Here is a 22493-nt window from a genome sequence, read left to right on the forward strand (position 1 = left end):
GGTGCCTGAAAATCAAAGACCAACACAGACTAATGTGGCGAGGGGATTTATCCCCTCGCCACAATTCACCACGGCCAGTCGCGCTGCCAGCGCAGGACTGGCTTCACGCTCATTCCTCTTTGAAGGCCGCAAGCAAGCGCTCACGCAAAGGTTTCATCAGGTAATTCATCAAGGTGCGTTCCCCCGTCACCACCGTGACATCGGCGAGCATGCCGGGGCGCACCAGCAGACCAGCGGCCTGCAGCGAGGCGACGGTGTCGGCGGGAATTTCAACCTTGGCGGAAAAGTACGGCTGGTGCGTCTGTTCATTGATCAACTGGTCCGCCGACACCGTAGTCACAGTGCCGGTGACCGTCGGCGTATCCACCCGTTGCAGGGCAGTGAAATGCACATGCACCGGCAAACCCGGGCGTAGCTTATTGGCCATCAGCGGCTCGAAACGCGCGGTGATCGCCATCGGCGCATCCAGCGGTACCACCTGCATCAGGGTTTGGCCAGCCTGCGCAACGCCCCCGACCGTGTGAATGCTCACGTCCATGACCTGTCCGGATACCGGCGCACGGATCGCGCCGTTGTCGACTTCAAACTGCAAGGCATGAATCTGATCGGCATAACCGGCCGCCTCGGCAGAGACTTCGCTGAGCTGCGTTTCGGCATCGCGGCGAAATTCCTGCTGCGCCTGCAAGGCCTTGAGCCGGCTTTCGCTGATCGCCTGGCGGGTCCTGCCAACATCGCCCACTCCGGAGGAAATCTGTCCAGCCAATTGGGCTGCATTGCGCTCGGCCTCGAGCAGTTTGTTACGCGGAATGTAACCTTCACGGGCAAGATTGCGCAGGCCTTCCAGCTCCTGTTGCTGGAAGTGCATCTGCGCGTCGTAGTTGCGCTTGACGCCCTCGTAGCCGAGCAATTGCTGCTGCAAGGCCGCGGCTTCGTGTTCGATGATCTGCAAACGGCTGCCCAGTTCTGCACGGCGGGTCAGAAACAGCTGGCTCTGTAAGGCCATGGCGGCCTTGACCCGCGGCTCGTCGGCACGCTCCAGCAGTTCAACGGGCCATTGGATCTCGGCTGAACCCAGGCGCTCGGCGATCAACCGCGCCTCGACGCTACGATCATTGAGCAACTTGCCCAAAGTCACGTCCCGTTGCGCCTGCGCCTGCACCGTATTGAGCTGGACCAGCAACTGTCCCTGGGTGACGCGCTCGCCATCGCTGACCAGCAGCTTTTCTACCACCCCACCGACCAACGACTGCACAGCCTTGCGTTCGCCCGCCACCACCACGGTGCCGCTGCCCACGACACCCTGGTCGAGTGGCGCCAGACAGGCCCAGAGCAGGAAACCGCCCAGTGTCAGGACCAGGAAACCCACACCATAGCGTGCCGCGCCCCCGGCGTCGGTGCTGGCGCGTGGCTGCACTGTGGTGCCGCGCGCACTCAGCCCATGCTCGCTGTACGTTTGTGCCTCAGGGGTCAGATCACGCATCTCCGCCAGCCTCCCTGACCGCGGCCGGTCTTGGCCCCGGTCTCAATGCCTTGAGCAACCGATCCCTTGGACCGAATGCATGTTGAGTACCGTCCTTGAGCACCAGGATGTGATCAACCACTGCCAGCACATTCGGCCGGTGGGTAATCAGCACCACGGTGCTGCCAGTAGCCTTGAGCGCATTGATGGCCTGCACCAGCGCCACCTCTCCGGCTTCATCGAGATTGGAGTTGGGTTCATCGAGCACGATCAGCGAAGGGTGCCCATAGAGCGCGCGAGCCAGGCCGAGGCGTTGCTTTTGTCCACCGGACAAGCCAAGCCCTCCGGGGCCCAGCGGCGTATCGTAACCCTTGGGGAATTTGAGGATCATCTCGTGAATGCCGGCGTGACACCCTGCGGCGATGATCTTGTCGGCGTCCTGCTCGCCGAAGCGGGCAATGTTGTCGGCCACACTGCCGTCGAACAGCTCGATGTCCTGCGGCAGGTATCCAAGGTGCGGGCCCAGGGCGTCGTGGGACCATTGACTGATCTCGGCGTCGTCCAGGCGCACCGACCCGCCCATGGCCGGCCATACCCCGACCAGCGCTTTGGCCAGCGTTGATTTACCACTGGCGCTGGGGCCAACGACGGCGAGCACATCACCTTTGGTCAGGCTGAAATTGATGCCCCTCAGGATCGGTTGCGAGGCGCCGGGCGGGCCGACATACACCTGATCCAGGCGCAGCGCGCCGGTGGGCGGTGGCAACGGCATGCGCAGGCGCTCGCGCGGTTGCTGAGCAAGCAGTTGGCTCAGGCGCTGGTAACTCTGGCGTCCAGAGTTGAATTGCTTCCACGAACCAATGGCGATTTCCACGGGAGCCAGGGCACGCCCCAGCAGCAGCGACATCGCAATCATCATGCCCGCAGAAAATTGGCCTTCCAGTACCAGCAGCGCCCCCAGGCCCAGGGCCAGCGACTGTCCGGAGATGCGCACGAAGCGGGTCGTCGCGGTGATACGCGCGCCGCGGTCGCTGGCATGGGACTGGGCGGCAATGATGCGTTGCTGCAGCAGACTCCAGCGCTGGCGCAACGGCCCGAGCATGCCCAGAGCCCGGATGACTTCGGCATTTTGTAGCGTGCTGTTTACATAGATCGACGACTGCACGCCCAGGCGATTGGCTTCGTCCAGGCGTGTGCGCGTCGCTAACTCGCCCCACAGCGCCAGGCCGATCAGTACCAGCGCGAGAACCAGCGTCAGCACGCCGAACCAAGGATGAAAGATGAACGCCACCAGCACGAAGATGGGCAACCACGGTGCATCCAGCAAGGCGATCAGGCCCTGGCCGGTGATTAACTGCCGTAGCGTCGCCAGATCGGTGAGCACCTGCGCCGGGTTCGCGTTGTGCTCACGCAGGCTGCGGGCGAAGGCGGCATCGAAAATCCGCTCGCCCAGGGCTTCGTCCAGCCCGGCGCTCATGCGAATCATCACCTCGCCGCGTGCCCACTCGATCAGGGCGCTGAACATGAACAGTCCCAGTGCGATCAAGGTGAGCATGAATAAGGTGGTTTCGTTGCGACTGGTCAGGACCCGGTCGTACACCTGCATCATGTAGAGCGACGGCACCAGCACCAGCAGGTTGATCACACCACTGAACAGCGCCAACGACCAGAACACACGGCGATAGCTTAATAACGCGGCATCAATGTCATGCCGTGGATCGAGAAGCAAACCCATAGAGTGTCGCCCGCAAAAGGAATAGTCGGTCCAAGACGCAATCCATCGCGAGCTTTTTGCCCTCAGGCATTGGAAAAAAATAGACGTAGTCTGACGTGCCGCTAATCAGAGACGATCCTCGTCGCTAGGCGTGAAATACTGACAACGCAACCTCGGGTTAGTGCGGGCCGGGTTGTTGGGGGTGACGGGCGGGGATGTTGCACAGCGCCACGAGTGAGAAAGCATGGAAGACCGCGACCTCTTCGTTGCAGGGGATCGCAAATCCTTCTGAGACGGGCGGGTAGTAATTGCTGGTTTTATCCAATCTTGAGATTTCTCCCTCCGCAGCGTATTAGTATTTGCACCTGACTGACGCGATCCGGTGCGGCCAATGCGTGAAATCTACAGCGTCTTCAACTCCAATGGAGCCTATGAAACCGCTGCCCATGAGCATGATGAATTCATGATCATGGTGCCGGAGCATGGTTTGTTGCGATTCAAGGACGAACAAAGCGGCCGTTCGACGTCGATAGTTGACCGACAGTTCGTATTGGTCCCACCCCAGTGGAGCCATTCCTCATCGTCAATGACAGTGAGCCAGGGGCACGTTGCGTTCTATGTCGACCCGGATTACATGAGCTATGCCCTGCGTGATCTGTCCGGTGATGCCAATCGTTTGTTGCGAGTACCGACGTTAGGTATCTGGCACGCCTCGGCACCGTTTCATCATCTATTGCTGGCGAAAAAGGCCTTCAGCCAACCGGATCGCTACGTGGATCGGCGTCGGCAAATCACCCAGACCGACCACTTGCTGCTCCTGGAATGCCTGGCGATTTCCCTGAGCCAGCCAAGCCTGCAACGTTCTTCGACCGAACGTCATGGTGCGGCATTGGTGCGTGATGTTCAGCGCTATCTGGATGGCAACCTTGAACAGTCTCCGGGACTGGACGAGATCGCTGAAGCCTTTCATGTTTCACGACGCCACCTCACCCGCTTGTTTGCCCAACACACTGGCGAATCCGTGTTGGCCTGCGTTCAGCGCATGCGCCTGGAGCGAGTGAAGAACCTGCTGCAGCACACGCGCATGTCGGTGCTGGAGATTGCCAACAGTGTCGGCTACGAGTCCCCTTCCCACCTGGCCCAGGTTTTCCGACGCGCGCAGGGCTGCTCGCCTGACGAGTTTCGCCGTAACACCAACCGGTAAACCATCCCGATTATCCATGGCCCGATCTCGCGCATGATGAGGCCCGATCCCGTGCGCCCGGAATTCCTCCGCCCGGCATCCTGAGCCCTGATAAAACAACAAGAGGATGGGGCCGTGAGGCAAGAACCCTTTATCAGTTTCGCTGATGTGCAGAAGAGTTTTAAGGTCGATGGGCGCCAGTTTGTGGCCGTGCGCAATGTATCGCTTGAGATCCAGCGCGGCGAAATCATTACGTTGGTCGGCCCGTCCGGGTGCGGCAAATCGACATTGTTGAACATGACCGCGGGGCTGTTCGGTCCTACCGAAGGTCGGGTTCATTACGACGGCGCCGAAGTCAAAGGCGTGAACACCCGCGTCGGCTACATGACCCAGGCTGACCACTTGCTGCCGTGGCGCACAGTCGCCGGCAACATCGCCGTACCGTTGCAGATCCGGCGCCTGGGCAAGCGTGAAATCGACGTGCGCGTCGAGGAACTGTTGGCGCTGGTCGGGCTGACCGGTTTCGGTGCCAGCTACCCGAACCAACTGTCCGGTGGCATGCGAAAACGTGCTGCGATGGCCCGATTGCTGGCCAGCGATCCTGAGACCTTGCTGATGGACGAACCGTTTGGAGCCCTCGACGCGCAGATGCGCCTCACGCTGCAAACCGAACTGTTGCGACTGTGCAAGAAACTGAAAAAAACCGTGCTGTTCGTCACCCACGATGTCGACGAAGCCATCGCCCTCGCCGATCGCTGCGTGGTCTTTGCCGGACGTCCCGGCACCATCGATCACATCCTTGAGGTGTCACTGGCGCAGCCACGCAATCTGGTGCAACTGCGTTCCGATCCGCACTACGTCGAACTCTGCGCCGCCCTTTGGCAGCGCCTGGCCCCAGACATCGCCGGTGCCGCCGATCCTTCCTCGCTGGCTCACTCTCTGGAGGCCCTATGATTCAGGTCTATCGCTTGCTGTTCCTGGTGTTTCTGCTGGTGCTGTGGGAAGGCATTTCCCGTTGGTTCGGCGTCGAGTTTTTCATCAGCCGGCCTTCTGCCGTGGCGGCCAGTTTGTGGAAGATCCTGCTCAACGGCGTGTTTTTCTACCACGCAGGGATTACCACGCTGGAAGCCGTACTCGGATTCTTCTTCGGCTCGGTCGCCGGTCTCGCTGCTGGCCTGCTGTTAGGACGAGCCAAAGTCCTGGCCGACATCCTCGACCCCTTCCTCACCGCGTTCTACAGCTTGCCGAAGGTCGCTCTCGCGCCATTGTTTATCCTCTGGTTCGGCATCGGCTTGCCGATGAAAGTCATACTGACCGCAGCAGTGGTGTTCTTCCTGGTGTTCCTCAATACCTACAGCGGTGTGCGCAACGTGTCCCGCGAGCAGTTGACCATCCTGCGCCTGATGGGCGCCCGCGAGCGTGATTTGTTGAGCATGGTGGTCATTCCCTCCGCGTTCACCTGGGTGTTTACCGGGTTGCGCCTGTCGGTGCCGTACGCACTGATCGGCGCACTGGTGGGTGAAATCATCGCTGCCAATCGCGGGCTCGGCTACTTGCTCTCCGACGCGGCTTCGCAGTTTGACACCGCCGGTGTGTTCGCTGCGCTGGTGGGCATCATTGCCCTGGCGCTGATCCTCAATACCGCGGTCAAGCTGGCCGAACGCCGTTTGATGCCGTGGAAAGCCAACGACGCCGAACGTGAAGTGGCGGTTTGAGCACACCTACGATTTGATTATCCGGAGTTCCATCATGTTCAAACGTCTAGTAACGGCGACCGCGTTCGCCAGCGTATTGCTCTGTGGGTTCGCGACTCAGGCCGCCGAGTTGACCAAGGTCAAACTGGCGTTTCCCAGTGAAGGCTTCTTGTATGTGCCGATCTATGTCGCGCAGAAGCTCGGCTATTTCGCCGAAGAAGGGCTCGACATCGAAGTCATCGTCTTCCAAAAAGGCGGTTCTGCGGCGCTTACCGCTGTGCTCGGACGTGATGCCGACGCCTATGTCGGCCTGCCTGCCGTGGCGATTCGTGCCCGCACCAAGGGCCAGAATGTCCAGGCATTCGCCTCAGTGCAAACCCAGTTCGGCAGCACGGTGGTGATCGATGCGGCATCTGCCAAGAATGCGGGCGTATCCGCGGCGTCACCGCTGACTGCCCGGGCACAAGCCTTGAAAGGATTGAAAATCGGTGTCACCGGTCCCGGCAGCACCACCGATATGCTGGTTCGCTATCTGGCCAAGGACGCAGGCCTGAGCCCGGACAAAGACCTGACCATCATGCCGATTGGCGGCGCGCCGAACATGCTGGCGGCGTTTTCCCAGGGCAGCATCAATGGTTTTTCGCTGTCACCACCGACTATCACCACCGCCGAACAGCAAGGGGGATTTGTGCTGATGGACCTCGCCAAGGGTGAATATCCGCCGCTCAACGGTTTCCTCTTTACGGCGATGATTGCCCGGGAAGACTGGCTGGCCAGTAACACCGACACCGCACGAAAAATGGTGAAGGCCCTGTGGCGCGCCGAGCAACTGATCGTCACCGATCCGGACAAGGCTCGGGAAGCCGTGCGGCCGTACTTCGCTCACACCGCCGCGCCGATTTTCGATTCGGCATGGACAGCGTCACTGCCCTCTTACCCGGCCACGCCAAGGGTCGAGTTGTCGGGCGTCCAGAAGAACATCAGTTTCATGAACGCTGTTGAAGCGGAACCGGTCAGCCTTGATCCGCACACAGTATTTACCAATGCCATCGTCGATGCAGTTGCACCCGTTTTATCGGACGCTCAAGGAGCGCAGAAATGACCCCGCAAGTTCATCTGATCAATGTATTCCCTGCTGCGGAAAACGGCGGCAACCCGGCACCAACCGTCGCTCGCGCCGACGGCATGAGCGCTGCAGACATGCAGGCTGTGGCCCAGGCTTACGGGCATGAATGCGGCTTCGTCTGTTCGCCACCGGCTGGAACCGACTATGACTTCAGCTTCCGTTTCTGGGTGCCGAACCACGAAATGGAGATGTGTGGACATGCCTCGGTCGGCGCCGTCTGGCTGCTGGACCGACTGGGGATGTTGCCTAAGGATCAACTGTCGATCTGGACCTTGAGTGGACGCGTGGACGCGCGGGTCATGCGCGATGGGGATGGTGGCGTACAGATCGAAATCACCCAGCCCATAGGTCAGGTCGAAACGCTCTCGTCCCCGGACATCGAAGCGGAGATCCTCTCGGTGCTGGGCATCAGCTCCAATGAGTTGGCTCCGCTCCCCATCCAAAACGCGGCCACCAGCCGGGTGAAAACCCTGATCCCGCTCAAGAGCGTAGCGGTGCTGGATGGACTGAAACCCGACTTCCGACGGGTTGAGCAATTGTGCGAGCGCATCGGCTCAACCGGTTTGTACCCCTACGCAGCACTGGACCTCGCCACTCGCCAATTCGACGCACGACAGTTTCCAAAATCCTCCGGCTATCCCGAAGATGCGGCCACCGGTATTGCGGCCGCTGCCTTGGCCTTTGGGTTGCTGGAAAACGGCCTGGTGAGTGCTGATGAGCGCCCGGTGCGTGTTCGTCAGGGCCGGGCTATGGGCCGCCCTTCGGAGATATCGTTGCGCTTTCGCCGGGATGCTCAGGAGCAGATCCAGGGATTGTGGCTCGGCGGGCCGGTGAGTTTTGCGCAGGTGAACCCATGAGCATTCGAGAGAGACTGACGCTGTTGGGCCTGCAATTGCCCGATGCCCCTGCCCCCAAAGGTGACTACGTGCCGGTGGTGATCCACAGTGGTGTGGCCTATGTCAGCGGGCAGGTGTGTCGACTGGCCGACAGTGTAATCAAAGGTCCGGCTCGGGCAGACATGCCTGCAGAAACCTTGATCCTGGCTGCTCGCACCTGTGTGTTGCGGGCTTTGAGTGCGCTTGAGCAAGCGATCGGTGATCTGGAATGCGTCGAGCGGATTCTGTTCGTACGCGGATTTGTCTATGCCGAGGACGGTTACCAGGAATACTCAAAAATTCTCGACGAAGCTTCGCGTTTGCTGATCGAGTTGTTTGGCGAGCGCGGGCAACACGCGCGCTCTGCACTGGGCGTCGCCGGGCTTCCAGGCAGCGGATTGCTGGAGTTGGAACTGGTGGCGGCAGTGCGTTAGAGCGCTTTCTCACCAGGCCAATCAATCAACCATGAAAGCTCTCGCGTTGAGGTGGCACATGCCTCAGCGCGACTGCGGCCTGGGAGCCAACGTCGACGCTTGCCTCTAATCCATGGCCCGATTCCGCGCGTGATCAGGCCCGATCCCACGCGCCCAAAAAATTTCCACCTTGCAAACTGCCCCCTGACAAAACAACAAGAAACAATAGGAAGGTGTTTATGCCAATGCTCCCTCGCCATCCATCGCTCGTTAAGCGCAGCCATCTCCAAGTGGTGGTGTGTGTTTCGACACTCGCGCTATCGTTGACCGCCTGGGCGGCCACTCCTGGTCCCACGAAGTCCTACCAACAACCTGCGCTGGAGCCGATTGGCGAAGTGCAGGCCATTTATGACGGCAATCTCAGCGAGGACCTGGCCGTCACTACCTTTCGCAATACTGATCGTTTGTTTCCTGTGCGGGCCATCAAGGCGGGCAGCCACCCTTCCCCGTTACCGCGCAGCGGCACGCCGCTCGGCCCGGTTGCCTTTGACTATAAAGGCAAGCGCTACAGTCTCGATGACTACGTTGCGCTGAATCGGGTAACAGGCCTGTTGGTGCTCAAGGACGGTAAAATCGTCACTGAGCGATACGAAAAAGGTAATACCGCCGGCACCCGCTGGATGTCGATGTCGGTGGCGAAATCTATCACCTCTACTCTCGTGGGCGCTGCATTGCAGGACGGCGCCATCAAAAGCCTTGATGACAAAGTCACCCACTATTTACCCGCGCTGGCCGGTAGCGGATACGACCAGGTCACCGTACGTCAAATTCTCTCCATGCGCTCCGGAATCAAATGGAACGAGAAATACACTGATCCAACATCAGACGAACGACAGTTGATCAAGCTGCGAATCGAACAAGTGCCTGGATCGCTCCTCAAGTTCATGGCAAGCCTGCCCACCGCTGCACCTCCTGGCACTCGCACCAACTACAGCACTGGTGAAACGCAAGTCTTGGGACAACTGGTCAGCGCCGCCGTGGGCAAGCCACTGACGCAATACCTGAGCGAAAAGATCTGGGTTCCCTATGGCATGCAAACCGATGCCAAATGGTGGCTCGACGGCCCCAATGGCAATGAAGTGGGCGGTAGCGGCATCAGTGCAACCCTTGAAGATTACGGGCGTTTTGGCCAGTTTTTCCTCAGCGGCGGCAAGGCCGGTGCACAGCAAGTGCTGCCTGAAGACTGGATGAGCTTCGCCAGCGCGACCACTGGCACAGATGCGGCCTACGGTGACTTTGCCAACATGTGGTGGCCAGGCTGGACCGATGCTTCCAAGGCCGATAAAGCCTTTACTGCTGCAGGCACTTTTGGTCAGTACCTCTACATCAACCCGACCAAAAATGTGGTGATTGTAGTGTGGCAAGCACAGACCAAACCCACCGGTGGTGAGGTTATCGACGACATGGTCGCCTTTGACGCCATCAGCAATACCCTTCAGTAACCGGTTTCTCGGGTTCATGTATAGGCGTTGGAAAAACGCCTATACATGAAGAAGGCAGCCAGAATTTGTTCTCTAATGTTGTTCTAGCGTGTCGGCATGGGCGTCCTGATTGACAGGCGACTGACCCACAGACTGGCCAGCGCCCCGGTGGCGAATTGCACCGAAATACCCAGGGCGACACTCGCCCCCGCCTGCCTCGGGAACATGCTCATCAGGCTTGCCGTGCAATTGGCTCCGAGCAACCCGGTGACGCCCGTGTACAGCACCATACAAAGTACGATGCTCCACAGCCCGCCCCACTGTGCTTAAGGAAATGGGAGGTATTTAATTTGCGGGTGTCTGGAATGACACCAGCCCGCTTGTTCAGGGTTTCATAATCTTGATACTTGCGAACGTTGACTCGTCACGCGCCTGATCCAGCAAATTCATCGGCCTTGCCGGCGAAAATACTTGCAGAGTCGGACTTGCAGCCACTTGCGGTTGCGCCACCAGGCGCTCATCGCTGGGTGGAATGCCGAAACACTCGCGATAGCACTTTGAGAAATGGGGGGTGGACACAAAGCCGCACACCACCGACAACTCTACGATGGAGATCGGCGTTTGCTTGAGCAACTGACGTGCGCGGATCAGGCGCAATTTGAGGTAATACCGCGACGGCGAGGAATGTAGATATTTCTGAAACAACCGCTCGAGCTGTCGACGGGACAAGCCAACATAACTCGCCAGTTCGTCGAGCTCGATCGGTTCTTCCAGATTGGCCTCCATCAAGGCGACGATTTCCTGCAACTTCGGTTGATGGGTGCCGAGCATGTGCTTGAGGGGCACTCGTTGGTGATCCTGCTCGGTGCGGATTCGCTCGTAGACGAACATCTCGGAAATGGCCGCTGACAGTTCATGACCATGATCGCGACTGATCAGGTGCAGCATCATGTCCATTGGCGCGGTTCCACCGGAGCTGGTGAAGCGGTCCCGGTCGAGGGTGAATAAACTGGAGCTGAGGTTCACGCGCGGAAAAGCTTCCTGCATGGCGGCCAGAAATTCCCAGTGCACGCTGCAATCGAACCCATCGAGCAAGCCTGCCTGGGCCAAGGCCCAACTGCCTGTGCACACGCCCCCGATCCGCTTCGAGCGTCGCGCCTGGGCTCGCAACCAGGAAACGTGCTCCCGGGTCACGGCGCTTTGAATGCCGATGCCTCCGCAGACAATCACGGTATCAAGCATCGGTGCGTTATTGATCGACGCATCCGGAGTGATCGGCATGCCGTCGCTTGCCCACACCTGCTCGCCTCCCAAACTGAAAGTGTGCCAGCGATACAGCTCCTGACCGGTCAGCTGGTTGGCCATTCGTAGCGGCTCTACAGCAGCGGCCAGAGAAATCAAAGTGAATTGGTCCAGCAGCAAAAAACCAATGGTTTGGGGAGAAACGGCCCTGGGGGTGTCATATGCCATCGAAGATTATTCTCCCAGTGAGCGGTAATGGCCCGTGGCGCGGGTGGTTTTACCGCCCCGCCACTGCTCGCGTACTTATAAGATCGCAAGCAGGTTTACGCTGAAGCGGCTATGCACTTTCCGCCGCCGCCACCCTCTGCGGCTGCCCGTGGTGACGCGTGGTCACAAGGCCGATAAAGGAAATCACCAGCGCCAGGACGATGGTCGAAGAAACCTCCATACGGTGCTCGGGCGTCACCATCATCACCGCCAACGCTGCGCTGATGAAGGCGATGACGAACCAGGTGAGCCAGGGAAACAACCACATCTTGAAGGTCAGCGTGACGTTCTGCCGACGCAGAATCCTGCGCATGCGCAATTGCGACACGGCAATAACCAGGTACACCAGCAACGCAATGGCGCCAGAACTGGCGAGCAGAAACTGGAATAAACCGGCGGGCATGAAGTAGCTGAACAAGGTCACTCCGGCACCCAGCACAGTGCTGGCGATCACCGCTGCCCTCGGCACACCCGCCGACGACGTCACCTTCAATGGTTTCGGTGCATCACCGCGCTTGCCCAGCGAAAACAGCATGCGCGAGGAAATATAGATCGACGAGTTCATGCAGCTGGCCACGGCAATCAACACCACCACATCCACCAGCAACTTGGCATGGGGAATGTTCATCAGCTCCAGTGCCCGCTGGTAAGAGCCGACAGACGCCAGCAACGGATCATTCCAGGGCACCACGGAAATGACCACGAAAATGGACAGCAAGTAGAACACCCCGATGCGCCAGATCACCGAGCGTGTGGCTTTGGCGATGTTCTGAGCAGGGTTGCTGGATTCGGCGGCCGCAATGGTCACCGCTTCCGTACCGATGAAGCTGAACATGATGGTGATGAATGCGCCGACGACCGCTGACAAACCGTTGGGCGCAAACCCGCCATATTCGTCCATGAGTCGACTCAACCCGCTGGCTTCCCGCTCGGGAATCCACCCCATCAGCACCGCAAAACCAAGGCCGATAAACCCGATGATCGCCACGACCTTGGCCATCGCAAACCAGAATTCGAACTCGCCGTATTTGGACACGCTGAAGAGATTGGTCACGACCAGCAGGATGATCGACAGCAAGGCAAACAACCAGGTATCGATCTGTGGGAACCATTGGTTCAATACATGCCCGGCCGCGAGCGCCTCGATGGGGATCACCAGCACCCAGAACCACCAATACAGCCAGCCGATGGTGAAGCCAGCCCAACGCCCGATGGCCTGGTCTGCATAGGTGGAAAAGGATCCGGTGTCCGGGTTGGCAACCGCCATTTCGCCCAGCATGCGCATGACCAGAACGACTAAAAGGCCGGAGAACAGATACGCCAGCAATACCGCCGGACCGGCGGCAGCGATGGCATGTCCCGACCCGACAAACAAACCTGCTCCGATAATCCCCGCGATGGAAAGCATAGTGACGTGGCGCGGCTTGAAACCCTGTGCCAACTGACCGTTCGAATCTTTAGAGTTCAGGCTATTCATTGTTTTTTTTTGTTCTCTGGTGATCGACGTTAGAGCGTGCTGACTGAGGGTCAGGCGATCATCATTTCTTCCTGTTGCCCCTTATCGAAAGCGGCGAACCTCAACGCTTCTGAGCATTTCCCCTCAGTCATCGTGACTGCGCAGCCATTAAATGACGCGTCACCTTACGCGTCCAGTCTTCAACGCAAGTAGCCCGAGCGCGCCACCTGTGAGTCTGATATCGACATGCGCCAGCGTGACAACCCATTACCGGTTTACTACCTCGACGAAGGTAGCCAACAGCTGATCCCTCTTCTATAGGCACGTTCCATCCAACCGGTGCAGGCGCATCGGTTGGAGAGGATGACTCCGTAGTCTGGCTGCACGGCATTCAGCGCCACCCCGTCAGCTACACTCATTCGATACATCTCCGCACAGAGACTTCGACCATGGTCACCAAAACCGCAATCGTATTCGCTGGCGGCGGCAGTTTGGGTGCGGTGCAGGTGGGAATGTTGCGGGCCCTGGTCGAGGCCGATGTTCGATTCGACATGGTCGTCGGCGCTTCGGTTGGCGCTATCAACGGTGCCTACTTTGCCGCAAGGCCCGATTCCGAGGGCGTCGAGGCGCTCGCCGGATTTTGGCGTGGGCTGAGTAAAACTGACATCTTTCCTCTCTCCTGGATCGACACCTGCAAAGGACTGATCAAGCGGCGTGGCTTTTTATTGCAGCCGTCGGCGTTACACCGATTGCTGGGGCAGGCACTTCCCATTCATCGCATTGAGGAGGCAACGCTGCCTTTGCATATCGTCACCACCGATCTGCTCAGTGGTGCCGAGACGGTTCTGTCCAGTGGCAACCTTGAGCAGGCGTTACTGGCCAGCGCTGCCATCCCGCTGGTGTTTCCCTGCGTGCAAATCGCCGACCAGTTTCTGGTTGATGGAGGCGTGGCAAGCAATACACCCATTTCGACAGCAGTAGCCTTGGGAGCCACCAACGTTGTGGTCATCCCCACCGGCGTGAGTTGCGCCCTGACACAACCGCCCCGGGGCCTGGTCGCCTTGGCCTTGCACACCGTCAACCTGATGAGCATGCGTCAACTGGTGAGCGACATCGAACACTTCCGCGCTGTCACCAGCTTGCACATTGTCCCGCCGTTGTGTCCTGTAGATGTCTCGGTGTTCAACTTTGACCAGACCGAGTCTTTGCTGCAGCGTGCCTATGTGCAGACCCTTCGGTGGCTGGAACGTGGGGGGCTCGAGCGCACCAAGGTACCGGGTGCCCTGACCCTCCATTCGCATGCCCATGAGCATTGAGTGATGTGAATGACCTGTCGCCCTGTCTAACCGCCCTGCTCCCTCGGCATCAAATTTTGAACTGTCCGAGCAAGCTTTGCAGACGATTACCGATCATATACAGCTCATCGACGGTCTTGACCCCGCTTTTGGTCTGGTTGGCAACGGAATCAATGGCTCGCGCGATCTGATGCACCCCGCGGTTGATTTCTTCAGCCACCGAGGTCTGTTCCTCCGCAGCGCTCGCGATTTGTGCGTTCATCGCGTTGATGGTCGCGATCAGTTCGACAGTGTTGCCCAGGAACTCGCCCGCCTGATCGGCCTGAGCGTTAGCTCCTTGAGCCGCTTTGGTGGATTGATGCATTGCACTGACCACGCCATCAGTCGTGCCCTTGAGCCGCTCAACCATCGCCTGGATTTCCTGGGTGCTGCGCTGAGTACGACTGGCCAACGCGCGTACTTCATCGGCAACCACCGCAAACCCTCGCCCGGCAGCACCGGCACGAGCGGCTTCGATAGCCGCATTGAGTGCCAGGAGATTGGTCTGCTCGGCAATCGAGCGGATCACATCCAGCACGGTGACGATAGAAGTCACATCGTTTTGAAGGCTCTTCATGGATATACCACTCTCATCAAGCTCCACGGTCAGTGCCTGAATTCGAGTCATGCTGCCATTGACTATTTGCCTGGCGTGCCGGGACTGTCTGTCAGTTTCGACGGCTGCGTCGGCAGCGTTTTGCGCGCTGGCCGATACTTCTTGTGCCGCCGATGACATCTCATTTATCGCCGCGGCCACCTGGTCGGTTTCCTGGCGCTGCTTATCCATGGCACGGTCAATATGTCTGCTCTGCTCGGCCACATGGCTCACAGATCCATTCAACTGCTCGCTCATGGCGACGATCTGGCTGACGAGGCTGTGAATCTGATCGATAAACGCATTGAACGAACCGGCAAGTTGCCCAAGCTCATCTCGACTGACCACCGGCAGACGCCGCGTCAGATCGCCCTCGCCCGCAGCGATTTCATCAAGGTGGGCCCGGATCAGGGTCAAGGGACGTAAGCTGCGCTTGACCAGCAGTAAAGCCAACACACCGATAATGCTAACCAGCACACAAGCAATGATGGCGATGCTGAACATCAAGCTGTGCACCCGCGCATCAACATCAGCCCGCACCTTGGCGACCTGAACGTCGATACTGTCCAGATTGATCGCCGTGACCACGACCATGTCCCACTTGGGCAAATAAAAACTGTACGCGAGCTTCGCCACCACCTTATCGGTGTTGACCAGCCCTCCTGAATAGGTGACGAAGTGAGTCTCATTTTTTGCCGCAGCGACCATTTCACGGTTCAGGTATTTCCCGTTGATGTCTTTGCGATCACTCATGTTGGTGCCGACGCCTTCGCTGCTGTCACCGCGAAACAGGCGTACAACCTGGCTGTCATAACCAATGAAATAGCCGTCATCGCCATACTTCATTTTCGACAGGCGGCTGATCGCCAAGGCTCGGCTGGACGGATCCCCGGCAGCAGCCCGATCATAAAGCTCGGCTATGGAAGTGCGAGCAATGCTCGCGTAATCCTTGAGCCGAGTGCGGCTCGCTTCAAGCAGTCGCTCGCGGGTCTGAGCGACTTCTTGCTCGGCCTGGGACTGCAAAGTGCCGCGGGTGCTCAAACCTGACACCAGGGCAAACAGCATTACCGGAAACAAGGTCAGCAACAGTATTTTGGTTTTAAACGACATCGTTGAAATCCTTCACCCAATCCTGTGAGGCCGAGGCTTAAAAGGCGGCCTGCGAATATCGCGAGGCCGCGATCAGGGAATCACCAGAGCGCGATGTCGTAGGTAAAGTAGATCCGGTTGCTGTCTCGGCCACGGGAATAATCAGAGCGATAAACATAGTTACGCAACCGCACACCCAAGCCTTTGAAGGTGCCTTGTTGCACGACATAAGCCAGTTCGGCGTCACGTTCCCACTCTTTTACCGTGGTGTTGGACTTACCGTCGTTGCCGCTCAGATAGCGAGTAGAGAACGTCAGGCCCGGCACGCCGAGGGCGGCAAAGTTATAGCCGTAATTAAGCATCCAGGTTTTTTCATCTTCCTCGATGAACTTGCCTATCCCGGCGTTGCTGAACGAATAAACCGTTGCGCCACTGATAAAGGGCAATCCGGCGTCACCACTGAGGGTCTGATAGCCGCCGCCGACTGTATGGCCGGAAATGGCGTAGGACAGTTGCCCGCTCAGCATGTTGTTGTCGATCTTGCCACCGTAGGCCGAGCCGGTATCGACACTGTTGAAGTAGCGCAAGTCACTGGTCAGCACGCCGCCGCCCAAGGGTAGATCGTGCTGGATACCTGCAAAATTCTGACGGTAAAAGTTTTCCAGTTCACCGTAGAAGTAACTCAAACGAACGCTCTTCCCCAGCTTGTATTCGGCCCCTGCATAGCTGAAGTCCCCTGATTTATCTCCGCCGTAACCGTCGGGCACAATCGGCATGCTGTCGGTGGAATCGCGCAGTTTGAATCGATCCAGGTAGCCCCCGGTGAGGGTGAGGTTTTCGATGTCGACGCTACTGATCTGCGTGCCTTGGTACGTTTGCGGCAACAGACGCGCATCGTTGTAGATCAGCACTGGAGTCTTGGGTAACAAGGTGCCGTATTTGACCGTGGTCTTGGCCAGTTGGGCCTTGGCAGTCAAACCCAGGCTTGCAAACTCGTCTGCCGCACGACCGTCATCATGGACGGGCAGCAAACCCGTGCCGCTGCGGCCACGGCCGGAGTCGAGCTTGACCCCGACCAGGCCAAGGGCATCAACACCAAACCCGAGGGTGCCGGGGGTAAATCCCGACTGGTAATCCAACAGGAATCCCTGGGCCCATTCGGTTCGTTCGCTCTTCGCCGTCCTTGCCGACTTGGCACTCAAGCCATGTTCGTCGCGGAAGTTTTCATTGAAATAGACGTTGCGCAATTGCAGTTTGAGCTTGCTGTCATCGATAAATCCTTCTGCGCTGGCACTGGCCAGCGGCAACAAACCAAGAAGTGAAAACAGCGCCCGTTGGGTATGCAAAGTGGTCATGGAAAACTACTCATTGTTGTTATTTGGGGTGCAGAACAGCGCGCGCCTCGCTGGCGAGGCGCCTTGGGAGAAAACAGGTGGCTTGGGTGAATCAGGTGAAGAGACTGATCGCCCCGGTCAGCAGGGCTAGCGCGGTGATGACCAGTGAAGTGAGCACCGCCCATTTGACGGTGGCTTTCTGGAAGTCGCCGATATCGCGATCGACCATCCCCACCAGCAACAGGGTTGAGGCGACCAGCGGACTCATCAGGTGTACTGGCTGCCCGAGAATCGACGCGCGGGCGATTTCCACCGGATCAATGCCATACGCCGCAGCGGCATTCGCCAGAATGGGCACCACGCCAAAGTAATAAGCATCGTTGGACAGGACGAACGTCAGCGGCATGCTGGTAATCGCCACCACCAGCGGGAACAGATGCCCCCAGGACGGCGGAATCCAGTCAACCAGGGTTTGCGCCAGGGAGTCGACCATCTTGGTGCCGGAGAAAATCCCGGCAAAGATGCCGGCGGCAAACACCAAGAGTACGACGGTCATGGCGTTGCCCGAATGGGCGAGGATGCGTTCCTTCTGAATATCCAGTTGCGGATAGTTGATCATCAGCGCCAGTACGAACCCGATCAGGAACAGGATCGCGGAATGCATGATCCCCATCACCAGTGCGACCATCACCGCGATCACCAACAGCAGATTGACGTAGGCCAGTTTCGGTCGCTTGTGCGGAGTGTCTTCAAGAATCGCCTTGATGTAGCAATCTCCCCCGCCGCTTTCCAACTGGATATTGCCGATCCGTTTGCGCTCGGCACGGCCCAGCAGAAACGCGGTGAACACCACCCACATGGCGCCGCCAATCATGGTCGGCAGCAACGGTACGAAGTATTCACCGGCATCCAGGCCCAGCGCCGCGATCGCTCGGGTCGCCGGCCCTCCCCAAGGCGTCATGCCACTCATGATGCTCAGAGAAAGCATGGCGATGGTCGCCAGAATCATCGGGTTCATCCCGATACGTTTGTACAGGGGCAGCATTGCCGCACAGGTGATCATGTAGGTGGTGGTGCCATCACCGTCCAGGGCCACCAGCAGCGACAGCAACGCTGTGCCGACAGCGATTTTCATCGGGTCGCCGTTGACGCGTTTGAGGATCTTGCGAATCAGCGGGTCAAACAGACCGGCGTCGATCATCAAGCCGAAAAACAAGATCGCGAACAGCAGGAGCGCGGCCGAAGGAGCGACCATTTTCAAGCCGTCGAGCATCATCTTGCCAGTAGTGCCACCGAAACCGCCAATGACGGCAAACACAATCGGCACCACCGTCAGCGCGACAATCGGCGATAACCGTTTGGTCATTATCAGGACGGTGAAGACCACCACCATGGCCAATCCAAGCAATGCGAGCATAGGTCAGTTCTCTTGTTCTTATGAGTAGCGTGGCCGACGCACAGGCGCGCGACCCCGTCCCCGCCAGACGGCACGATCAACGGTGCCTGGCGGGAGTTATTCATTGAGGTATTTAAGGGGGCTGGATTCAGCCGCGAACGGTCAAGCGTGTTCGGTGACCTTCAGGCCATCCCAGTCGGGGTTCTGGACTTGGGCTGGGGGTGCAGCGGGCGAAGGTTTACCGTCCAGAGTCCGCATCAGTGTTTCGCGATCACAGGCGTTCTCCGAGATGGACATCACCACGGTAGCCACGGCGTTGCTTGCCAGACTGGTCAAAGCCCGGGCTTCCGACATGAAACGGTCGATACCGATCAGCAAGGCAAGGCCGGCCAAGGGAATGTCATGGATCACTGTCAGCGTCGAAGCCAGCGCGACAAAACCGGCACCGGTGACGCCCGCTGCACCCTTGGAGGACAACAGCATGATTGCCAGCATGGTCACGGTCTGTGTCAGGCTCAGTTCGATGTTGCAGGCCTGAGCAATGAATACCGCTGCCAGCGAGAGGTAGATGGCCGTACCGTCGAGGTTGAACGAATAACCCGTTGGCAGCACCAGCCCCACCACGCCTTTCTTGCAACCCAGGGCTTGCAGCTTTTCCAGCATCCGCGGCATCACCGGCTCGGTGGAGGAAGTCCCGAGCACCACCAGGAATTCTTCGCGGAAGTAGCGCAGCAACTTCCACAGACTGAAACCATTCGCCCGGCAGATGCTCCCCAACACCACAAAGACGAAGAAGGCGCAGGCGACGTACAGCGTCATGATCAGCTTGGCCAACGAGCCCAGCGATGTAATACCGTACTGGCCCACGGTGAAGGCCAAGGCGCCAAAGGCACCGATCGGAGCGAAGCGCATCAGGTAGGAGAAGATCTTGAACACCATGTGCGAGGCGGATTCCAGTACATCCAGCACCGGCTTGCCACGCTCGCCTATGGCCGACAGCGCGAAACCGCAAAGCACCGCGATGAACAACACCGGCAGTACTTCACCTTTATTGAAGGCACCGATGAACGTGTCGGGGATGATGTGCATGAAAAACTCGACCACTCCCAGCTTCGCGGCCGAATCGGTGTACTGCGACAAGCCCTTGGTGCTCAACTGGGTGGGGTCGATGTTCATGCCCACACCGGGTTTGAACAGGTAGACCGACACCAGGCCAATAATCAGGCTGATCACGGTCAACGCCAGGAACAGCAGCATGGTCTTGCTCAACAGGCGTCCGAGGGAGCGTTTATCGCTCATACCCGCGATACCCGTGACGATGGTGCAGAACACCACCGGAGCGATCATCATCTTGATCAGTTTGATGAAGGCATCACCCAGCGGCTTCAAGGCGATGGCCTGCTGCGACCAAAAATGTCCGACCAGTACGCCCAACAGCACGGCGCAGAGAATCTGAAAGTAGAGCGATTTTACAACTTTCATGGCATCACCCATTTTTAGAATTGTGCTGATGCAAAAACGGCAATGACTAGGGGACGTTATCCGGCGAGTCGTTGGGAAGCCGCGGCGTAGACAAAACCGGAGAACAGCCTGCGCGATGTACGCACTACCGAAGCACGAATGGTCTCACCCTGAGCGCCGGTGTAGGACAATACGACATCTATTCCACCACTTGGGTGTTCAATGCGTACTTGCTGCAAGCGCGGCTCGCTAACCCCACCGAGCAATTGCGCGACCACACTGCCTTCAGTGACACAAGCAGTGGCCAGGCCGATGGAGCCGGTGATCGCCAAGGCCCGGTGGCAATTGTGTGGCATGAAGTAGCGCACCTGGATCGTGCCGCCTGCCTTGGCCGGTGAAACCAGTACTGGCTTGGGGATCACTTTGTCGCTGACATCACCCAGGCCCATTGCCAGGCCAGCTTGCAGTCGCAAGGCCTCCAGGCGACGCAGGAACTCTTTGTCCGCATCCAGCTCAGCAGGACTTTCATCGCCACGCTTACCCAACTGGCCAGCTTCGACGATCATCATCGGCATCGCCATGTCGATGCAGGTCACTGCAATACCGTCGATCAGATCCTGCGTTTGCCCAGTCGGGAAAAGCTTGCCCGTCTTGCTGCCCGCCGCATCCAGGAAAGTCAGTTGCACAGGAGCGGCGGTACCCGGCACACCATCGATGGCAGTGTCGCCTTCATAGCTAACCTTGCCACCCGGGGTCTGTACCTCGGCGTTCACAAAAGTCCCCGTGTTGAGGTTGCGAATACGCACACGGGTCAGGTCTTTGGTGCCTTTTACCAGCCCCTGCTCGATGGCGAACGGGCCAACGGCGCAAAGCATGTTGCCGCAATTGGGCGCGGTGTCGACTCGACGCTGGGAGACCATGACTTGAACGAACAGATAGTCGACATCCGCGTCAGGATGCAGCGACGGGCTGACGATCGCCACCTTGCTGGTTTGTGGACTACCGCCACCGATGCCGTCAATTTCCAGCTCATGGCCAGAACCCATAAGGTTGAGCAGCAGCTCATCACGGTCTTCAATCGCAACAGGTAGATCCCAGGCGAGAAATACCGGGCCCTTGGAAGTACCACCGCGCATTAGCACACAGGGAATTCGTTGCATGAATACTGACTCTTGTTGATCAATGGGGGTTATTGATGTCTTGTGAGCAAGAGTCGCAGGCTTTAAAAATTGTTTCCAATGCAAATATCAGCCTGATTATTGCGTTTGACGCATGATGAATCTAGGATGAACTGGCTGAATAACGCTCGTCTGCCGAGAGAAAAAAAGTGAATTATGAGCTCAATGACATCCGATCTTTCGTGAAGATCGCGGAACTTGGAAGCTTCCACGAGGCTGCCGATGCATTGCATCTCTCTCAACCTGCGTTGAGTCGGAGAATGAAAAAGCTTGAAGAGGGATTGGGAACAGCGCTTCTTGATCGCACGACAAGAAGGGTAAGCCTCACCAGCGTTGGGCGAGACTTCCTGCCCAAGGCACGACGCCTACTGGATGACTTCGACGACTCGATACTTAACATCCGCGAACTGGCGGAGCGGCAGAGCGGTCGCGTCACCCTCGCCTGCATCCCCACCGCAGCCTTCTACTTCCTCCCTTCGGTCATCCGCCTCTACAACGAGCGCTATCCACAAATCCGCATTCGTTTGCTTGATCTCAGTGCGAACGAAGGACTGGAGGCTGTTCTGCGTGGCGAAGCCGACTTTGGCATCAACATGATGAGCGGCCAGCACCCGGACATTGAGTTTGTGCCGTTGGTCAACGAGCCTTTTGTTTTGGCGTGTCGACGCGATCATGAGCTGGCCGGGCGCAGTTCGGTCACCTGGTCTGAACTGAGCAATTACCGCCTTATCGGGGTCGGTCGCCTGAGCGGCAACCGCATGTTGCTGGACCACGCGTTGTCGGGTTTGAGCTGGCGTCCACAGTGGTTCTATGAGGTACAACACCTGTCTACTTCGCTGGGCCTGGTAGAAGCTGGCCTAGGCGTTTCGGCAATGCCGAGCCTCGCAATGCCGGCGGTGGATCATCCAACCTTGGTGAGCGTCCCCTTGATAGAGCCTGTCGTGAACCGATCGCTGGGACTGGTTTACCGAAGAGGCGCCTCACTCTCTCCGGCAGCGGAAAAATTCGTCTCGATACTGCTGGAACAGTGGGAGCAATGACCCCTCTCGTCCTGCCTGCTTTAATAAGTGCATAGGGCAACTCGTCCCGCGCGCGCTCACTGAATGCAGGCGTATATTGGTATTGGCGATCCAGGAAGTTGAGGCCGTAGAGGTCGCCAATGGTGTAGAGGATGAGAGTGCTGGCAAAAACCAACG

At 58.4% G+C, this 22493-nt stretch carries 18 protein-coding genes; 9 read left to right on the forward strand and 9 right to left on the reverse strand.

The features are described 5' to 3' along the window. Positions 1-109: 109 nt before the first annotated feature. Both KGB25_RS03880 and KGB25_RS03885 read right to left on the reverse strand, forming a co-directional pair. Positions 110-1480: an HlyD family type I secretion periplasmic adaptor subunit gene (locus KGB25_RS03880; protein ID WP_008041538.1), complete on the reverse strand. Its 1371-nt coding sequence runs from the start codon at positions 1478-1480 to the stop codon at positions 110-112. Continuing rightward, positions 1473-3194, reverse strand: a complete 1722-nt coding sequence (locus KGB25_RS03885) for a type I secretion system permease/ATPase (protein ID WP_223434299.1) — start codon at positions 3192-3194, stop codon at positions 1473-1475. Before KGB25_RS03885 ends, KGB25_RS03880 begins: the two co-directional genes overlap by 8 nt. Positions 3195-3564: 370 nt before the next feature. Here KGB25_RS03885 and KGB25_RS03890 point away from each other — a divergent pair, with 370 nt between their 5' ends. From KGB25_RS03890 to KGB25_RS03920, 7 genes are all read left to right on the forward strand, one after another. After that, on the forward strand, positions 3565-4377 hold the full coding sequence (locus KGB25_RS03890; RefSeq protein ID WP_008041536.1) for a helix-turn-helix domain-containing protein: 813 nt from the start codon (positions 3565-3567) through the stop codon (positions 4375-4377). Between the two features lie 114 nt (positions 4378-4491). Beyond that, entirely contained in the window at positions 4492-5310 is an 819-nt protein-coding gene (locus KGB25_RS03895) for an ABC transporter ATP-binding protein (protein WP_008041535.1), read from the forward strand. Continuing rightward, positions 5307-6071: an ABC transporter permease gene (locus KGB25_RS03900; protein ID WP_008041534.1), complete on the forward strand. Its 765-nt coding sequence runs from the start codon at positions 5307-5309 to the stop codon at positions 6069-6071. Before KGB25_RS03895 ends, KGB25_RS03900 begins: the two co-directional genes overlap by 4 nt. A 34-nt stretch (positions 6072-6105) precedes the next feature. After that, a complete protein-coding gene (locus KGB25_RS03905) occupies positions 6106-7152 on the forward strand; it encodes an ABC transporter substrate-binding protein (protein WP_223434300.1) in 1047 nt (348 codons plus the stop codon). Next, on the forward strand, positions 7149-8033 hold the full coding sequence (locus KGB25_RS03910; protein ID WP_008041532.1) for a PhzF family phenazine biosynthesis protein: 885 nt from the start codon (positions 7149-7151) through the stop codon (positions 8031-8033). The genes KGB25_RS03905 and KGB25_RS03910 overlap by 4 nt, the downstream gene beginning before the upstream one ends. Then, entirely contained in the window at positions 8030-8485 is a 456-nt protein-coding gene (locus tag KGB25_RS03915) for a RidA family protein (RefSeq protein ID WP_192227189.1), read from the forward strand. The genes KGB25_RS03910 and KGB25_RS03915 overlap by 4 nt, the downstream gene beginning before the upstream one ends. A gap of 218 nt (positions 8486-8703) precedes the next feature. Continuing rightward, positions 8704-9966, forward strand: a complete 1263-nt coding sequence (locus KGB25_RS03920) for a serine hydrolase domain-containing protein (protein WP_223434301.1) — start codon at positions 8704-8706, stop codon at positions 9964-9966. A 363-nt stretch (positions 9967-10329) separates the two neighbouring features. Here KGB25_RS03920 and KGB25_RS03925 read toward each other — a convergent pair whose 3' ends face one another. Together KGB25_RS03925 and gabP are read right to left on the reverse strand one after the other, a co-directional pair. After that, entirely contained in the window at positions 10330-11415 is a 1086-nt protein-coding gene (locus KGB25_RS03925; protein WP_223434302.1) for a GlxA family transcriptional regulator, read from the reverse strand. Positions 11416-11524: 109 nt separating this feature from the next. Continuing rightward, the gene (gabP, locus tag KGB25_RS03930) at positions 11525-12931 is read right to left on the reverse strand and encodes a GABA permease (RefSeq protein WP_192227185.1); all 1407 of its coding nucleotides are present in this window, start codon (positions 12929-12931) and stop codon (positions 11525-11527) included. A gap of 428 nt (positions 12932-13359) precedes the next feature. On the opposite strand from gabP, the gene KGB25_RS03935 reads away from it, so the two are divergent. Then, entirely contained in the window at positions 13360-14226 is an 867-nt protein-coding gene (locus KGB25_RS03935) for a patatin-like phospholipase family protein (RefSeq protein ID WP_008041522.1), read from the forward strand. Positions 14227-14275: 49 nt separating this feature from the next. Here KGB25_RS03935 and KGB25_RS03940 read toward each other — a convergent pair whose 3' ends face one another. From KGB25_RS03940 to KGB25_RS03960, 5 genes are all read right to left on the reverse strand, one after another. Continuing rightward, positions 14276-15949 carry a methyl-accepting chemotaxis protein gene (locus KGB25_RS03940; RefSeq protein WP_223434303.1) on the reverse strand — a complete coding sequence of 558 codons (1674 nt, stop codon included), beginning with the start codon at positions 15947-15949 and terminating at the stop codon, positions 14276-14278. An 80-nt stretch (positions 15950-16029) separates the two neighbouring features. Continuing rightward, positions 16030-17283, reverse strand: a complete 1254-nt coding sequence (locus tag KGB25_RS03945) for an OprD family porin (RefSeq protein WP_223434304.1) — start codon at positions 17281-17283, stop codon at positions 16030-16032. A 91-nt stretch (positions 17284-17374) separates the two neighbouring features. After that, positions 17375-18679, reverse strand: coding sequence for a CitMHS family transporter (locus KGB25_RS03950; protein WP_008041516.1), 1305 nt, complete (start codon positions 18677-18679; stop codon positions 17375-17377). Between the two features lie 141 nt (positions 18680-18820). Next, positions 18821-20152: a dicarboxylate/amino acid:cation symporter gene (locus KGB25_RS03955; protein WP_192227181.1), complete on the reverse strand. Its 1332-nt coding sequence runs from the start codon at positions 20150-20152 to the stop codon at positions 18821-18823. A gap of 44 nt (positions 20153-20196) precedes the next feature. Then, the gene (locus tag KGB25_RS03960) at positions 20197-21279 is read right to left on the reverse strand and encodes a 4-oxalomesaconate tautomerase (RefSeq protein ID WP_008026398.1); all 1083 of its coding nucleotides are present in this window, start codon (positions 21277-21279) and stop codon (positions 20197-20199) included. 167 nt (positions 21280-21446) lie between these two features. On the opposite strand from KGB25_RS03960, the gene KGB25_RS03965 reads away from it, so the two are divergent. Continuing rightward, the gene (locus KGB25_RS03965; RefSeq protein ID WP_032832639.1) at positions 21447-22337 is read left to right on the forward strand and encodes a LysR family transcriptional regulator; all 891 of its coding nucleotides are present in this window, start codon (positions 21447-21449) and stop codon (positions 22335-22337) included. The last annotated feature ends 156 nt before the right edge of the window (positions 22338-22493 follow it).

The organism is Pseudomonas sp. BF-RE-21 (genome assembly GCF_019947305.1).
Lineage (GTDB): Bacteria > Pseudomonadota > Gammaproteobacteria > Pseudomonadales > Pseudomonadaceae > Aquipseudomonas > Aquipseudomonas migulae.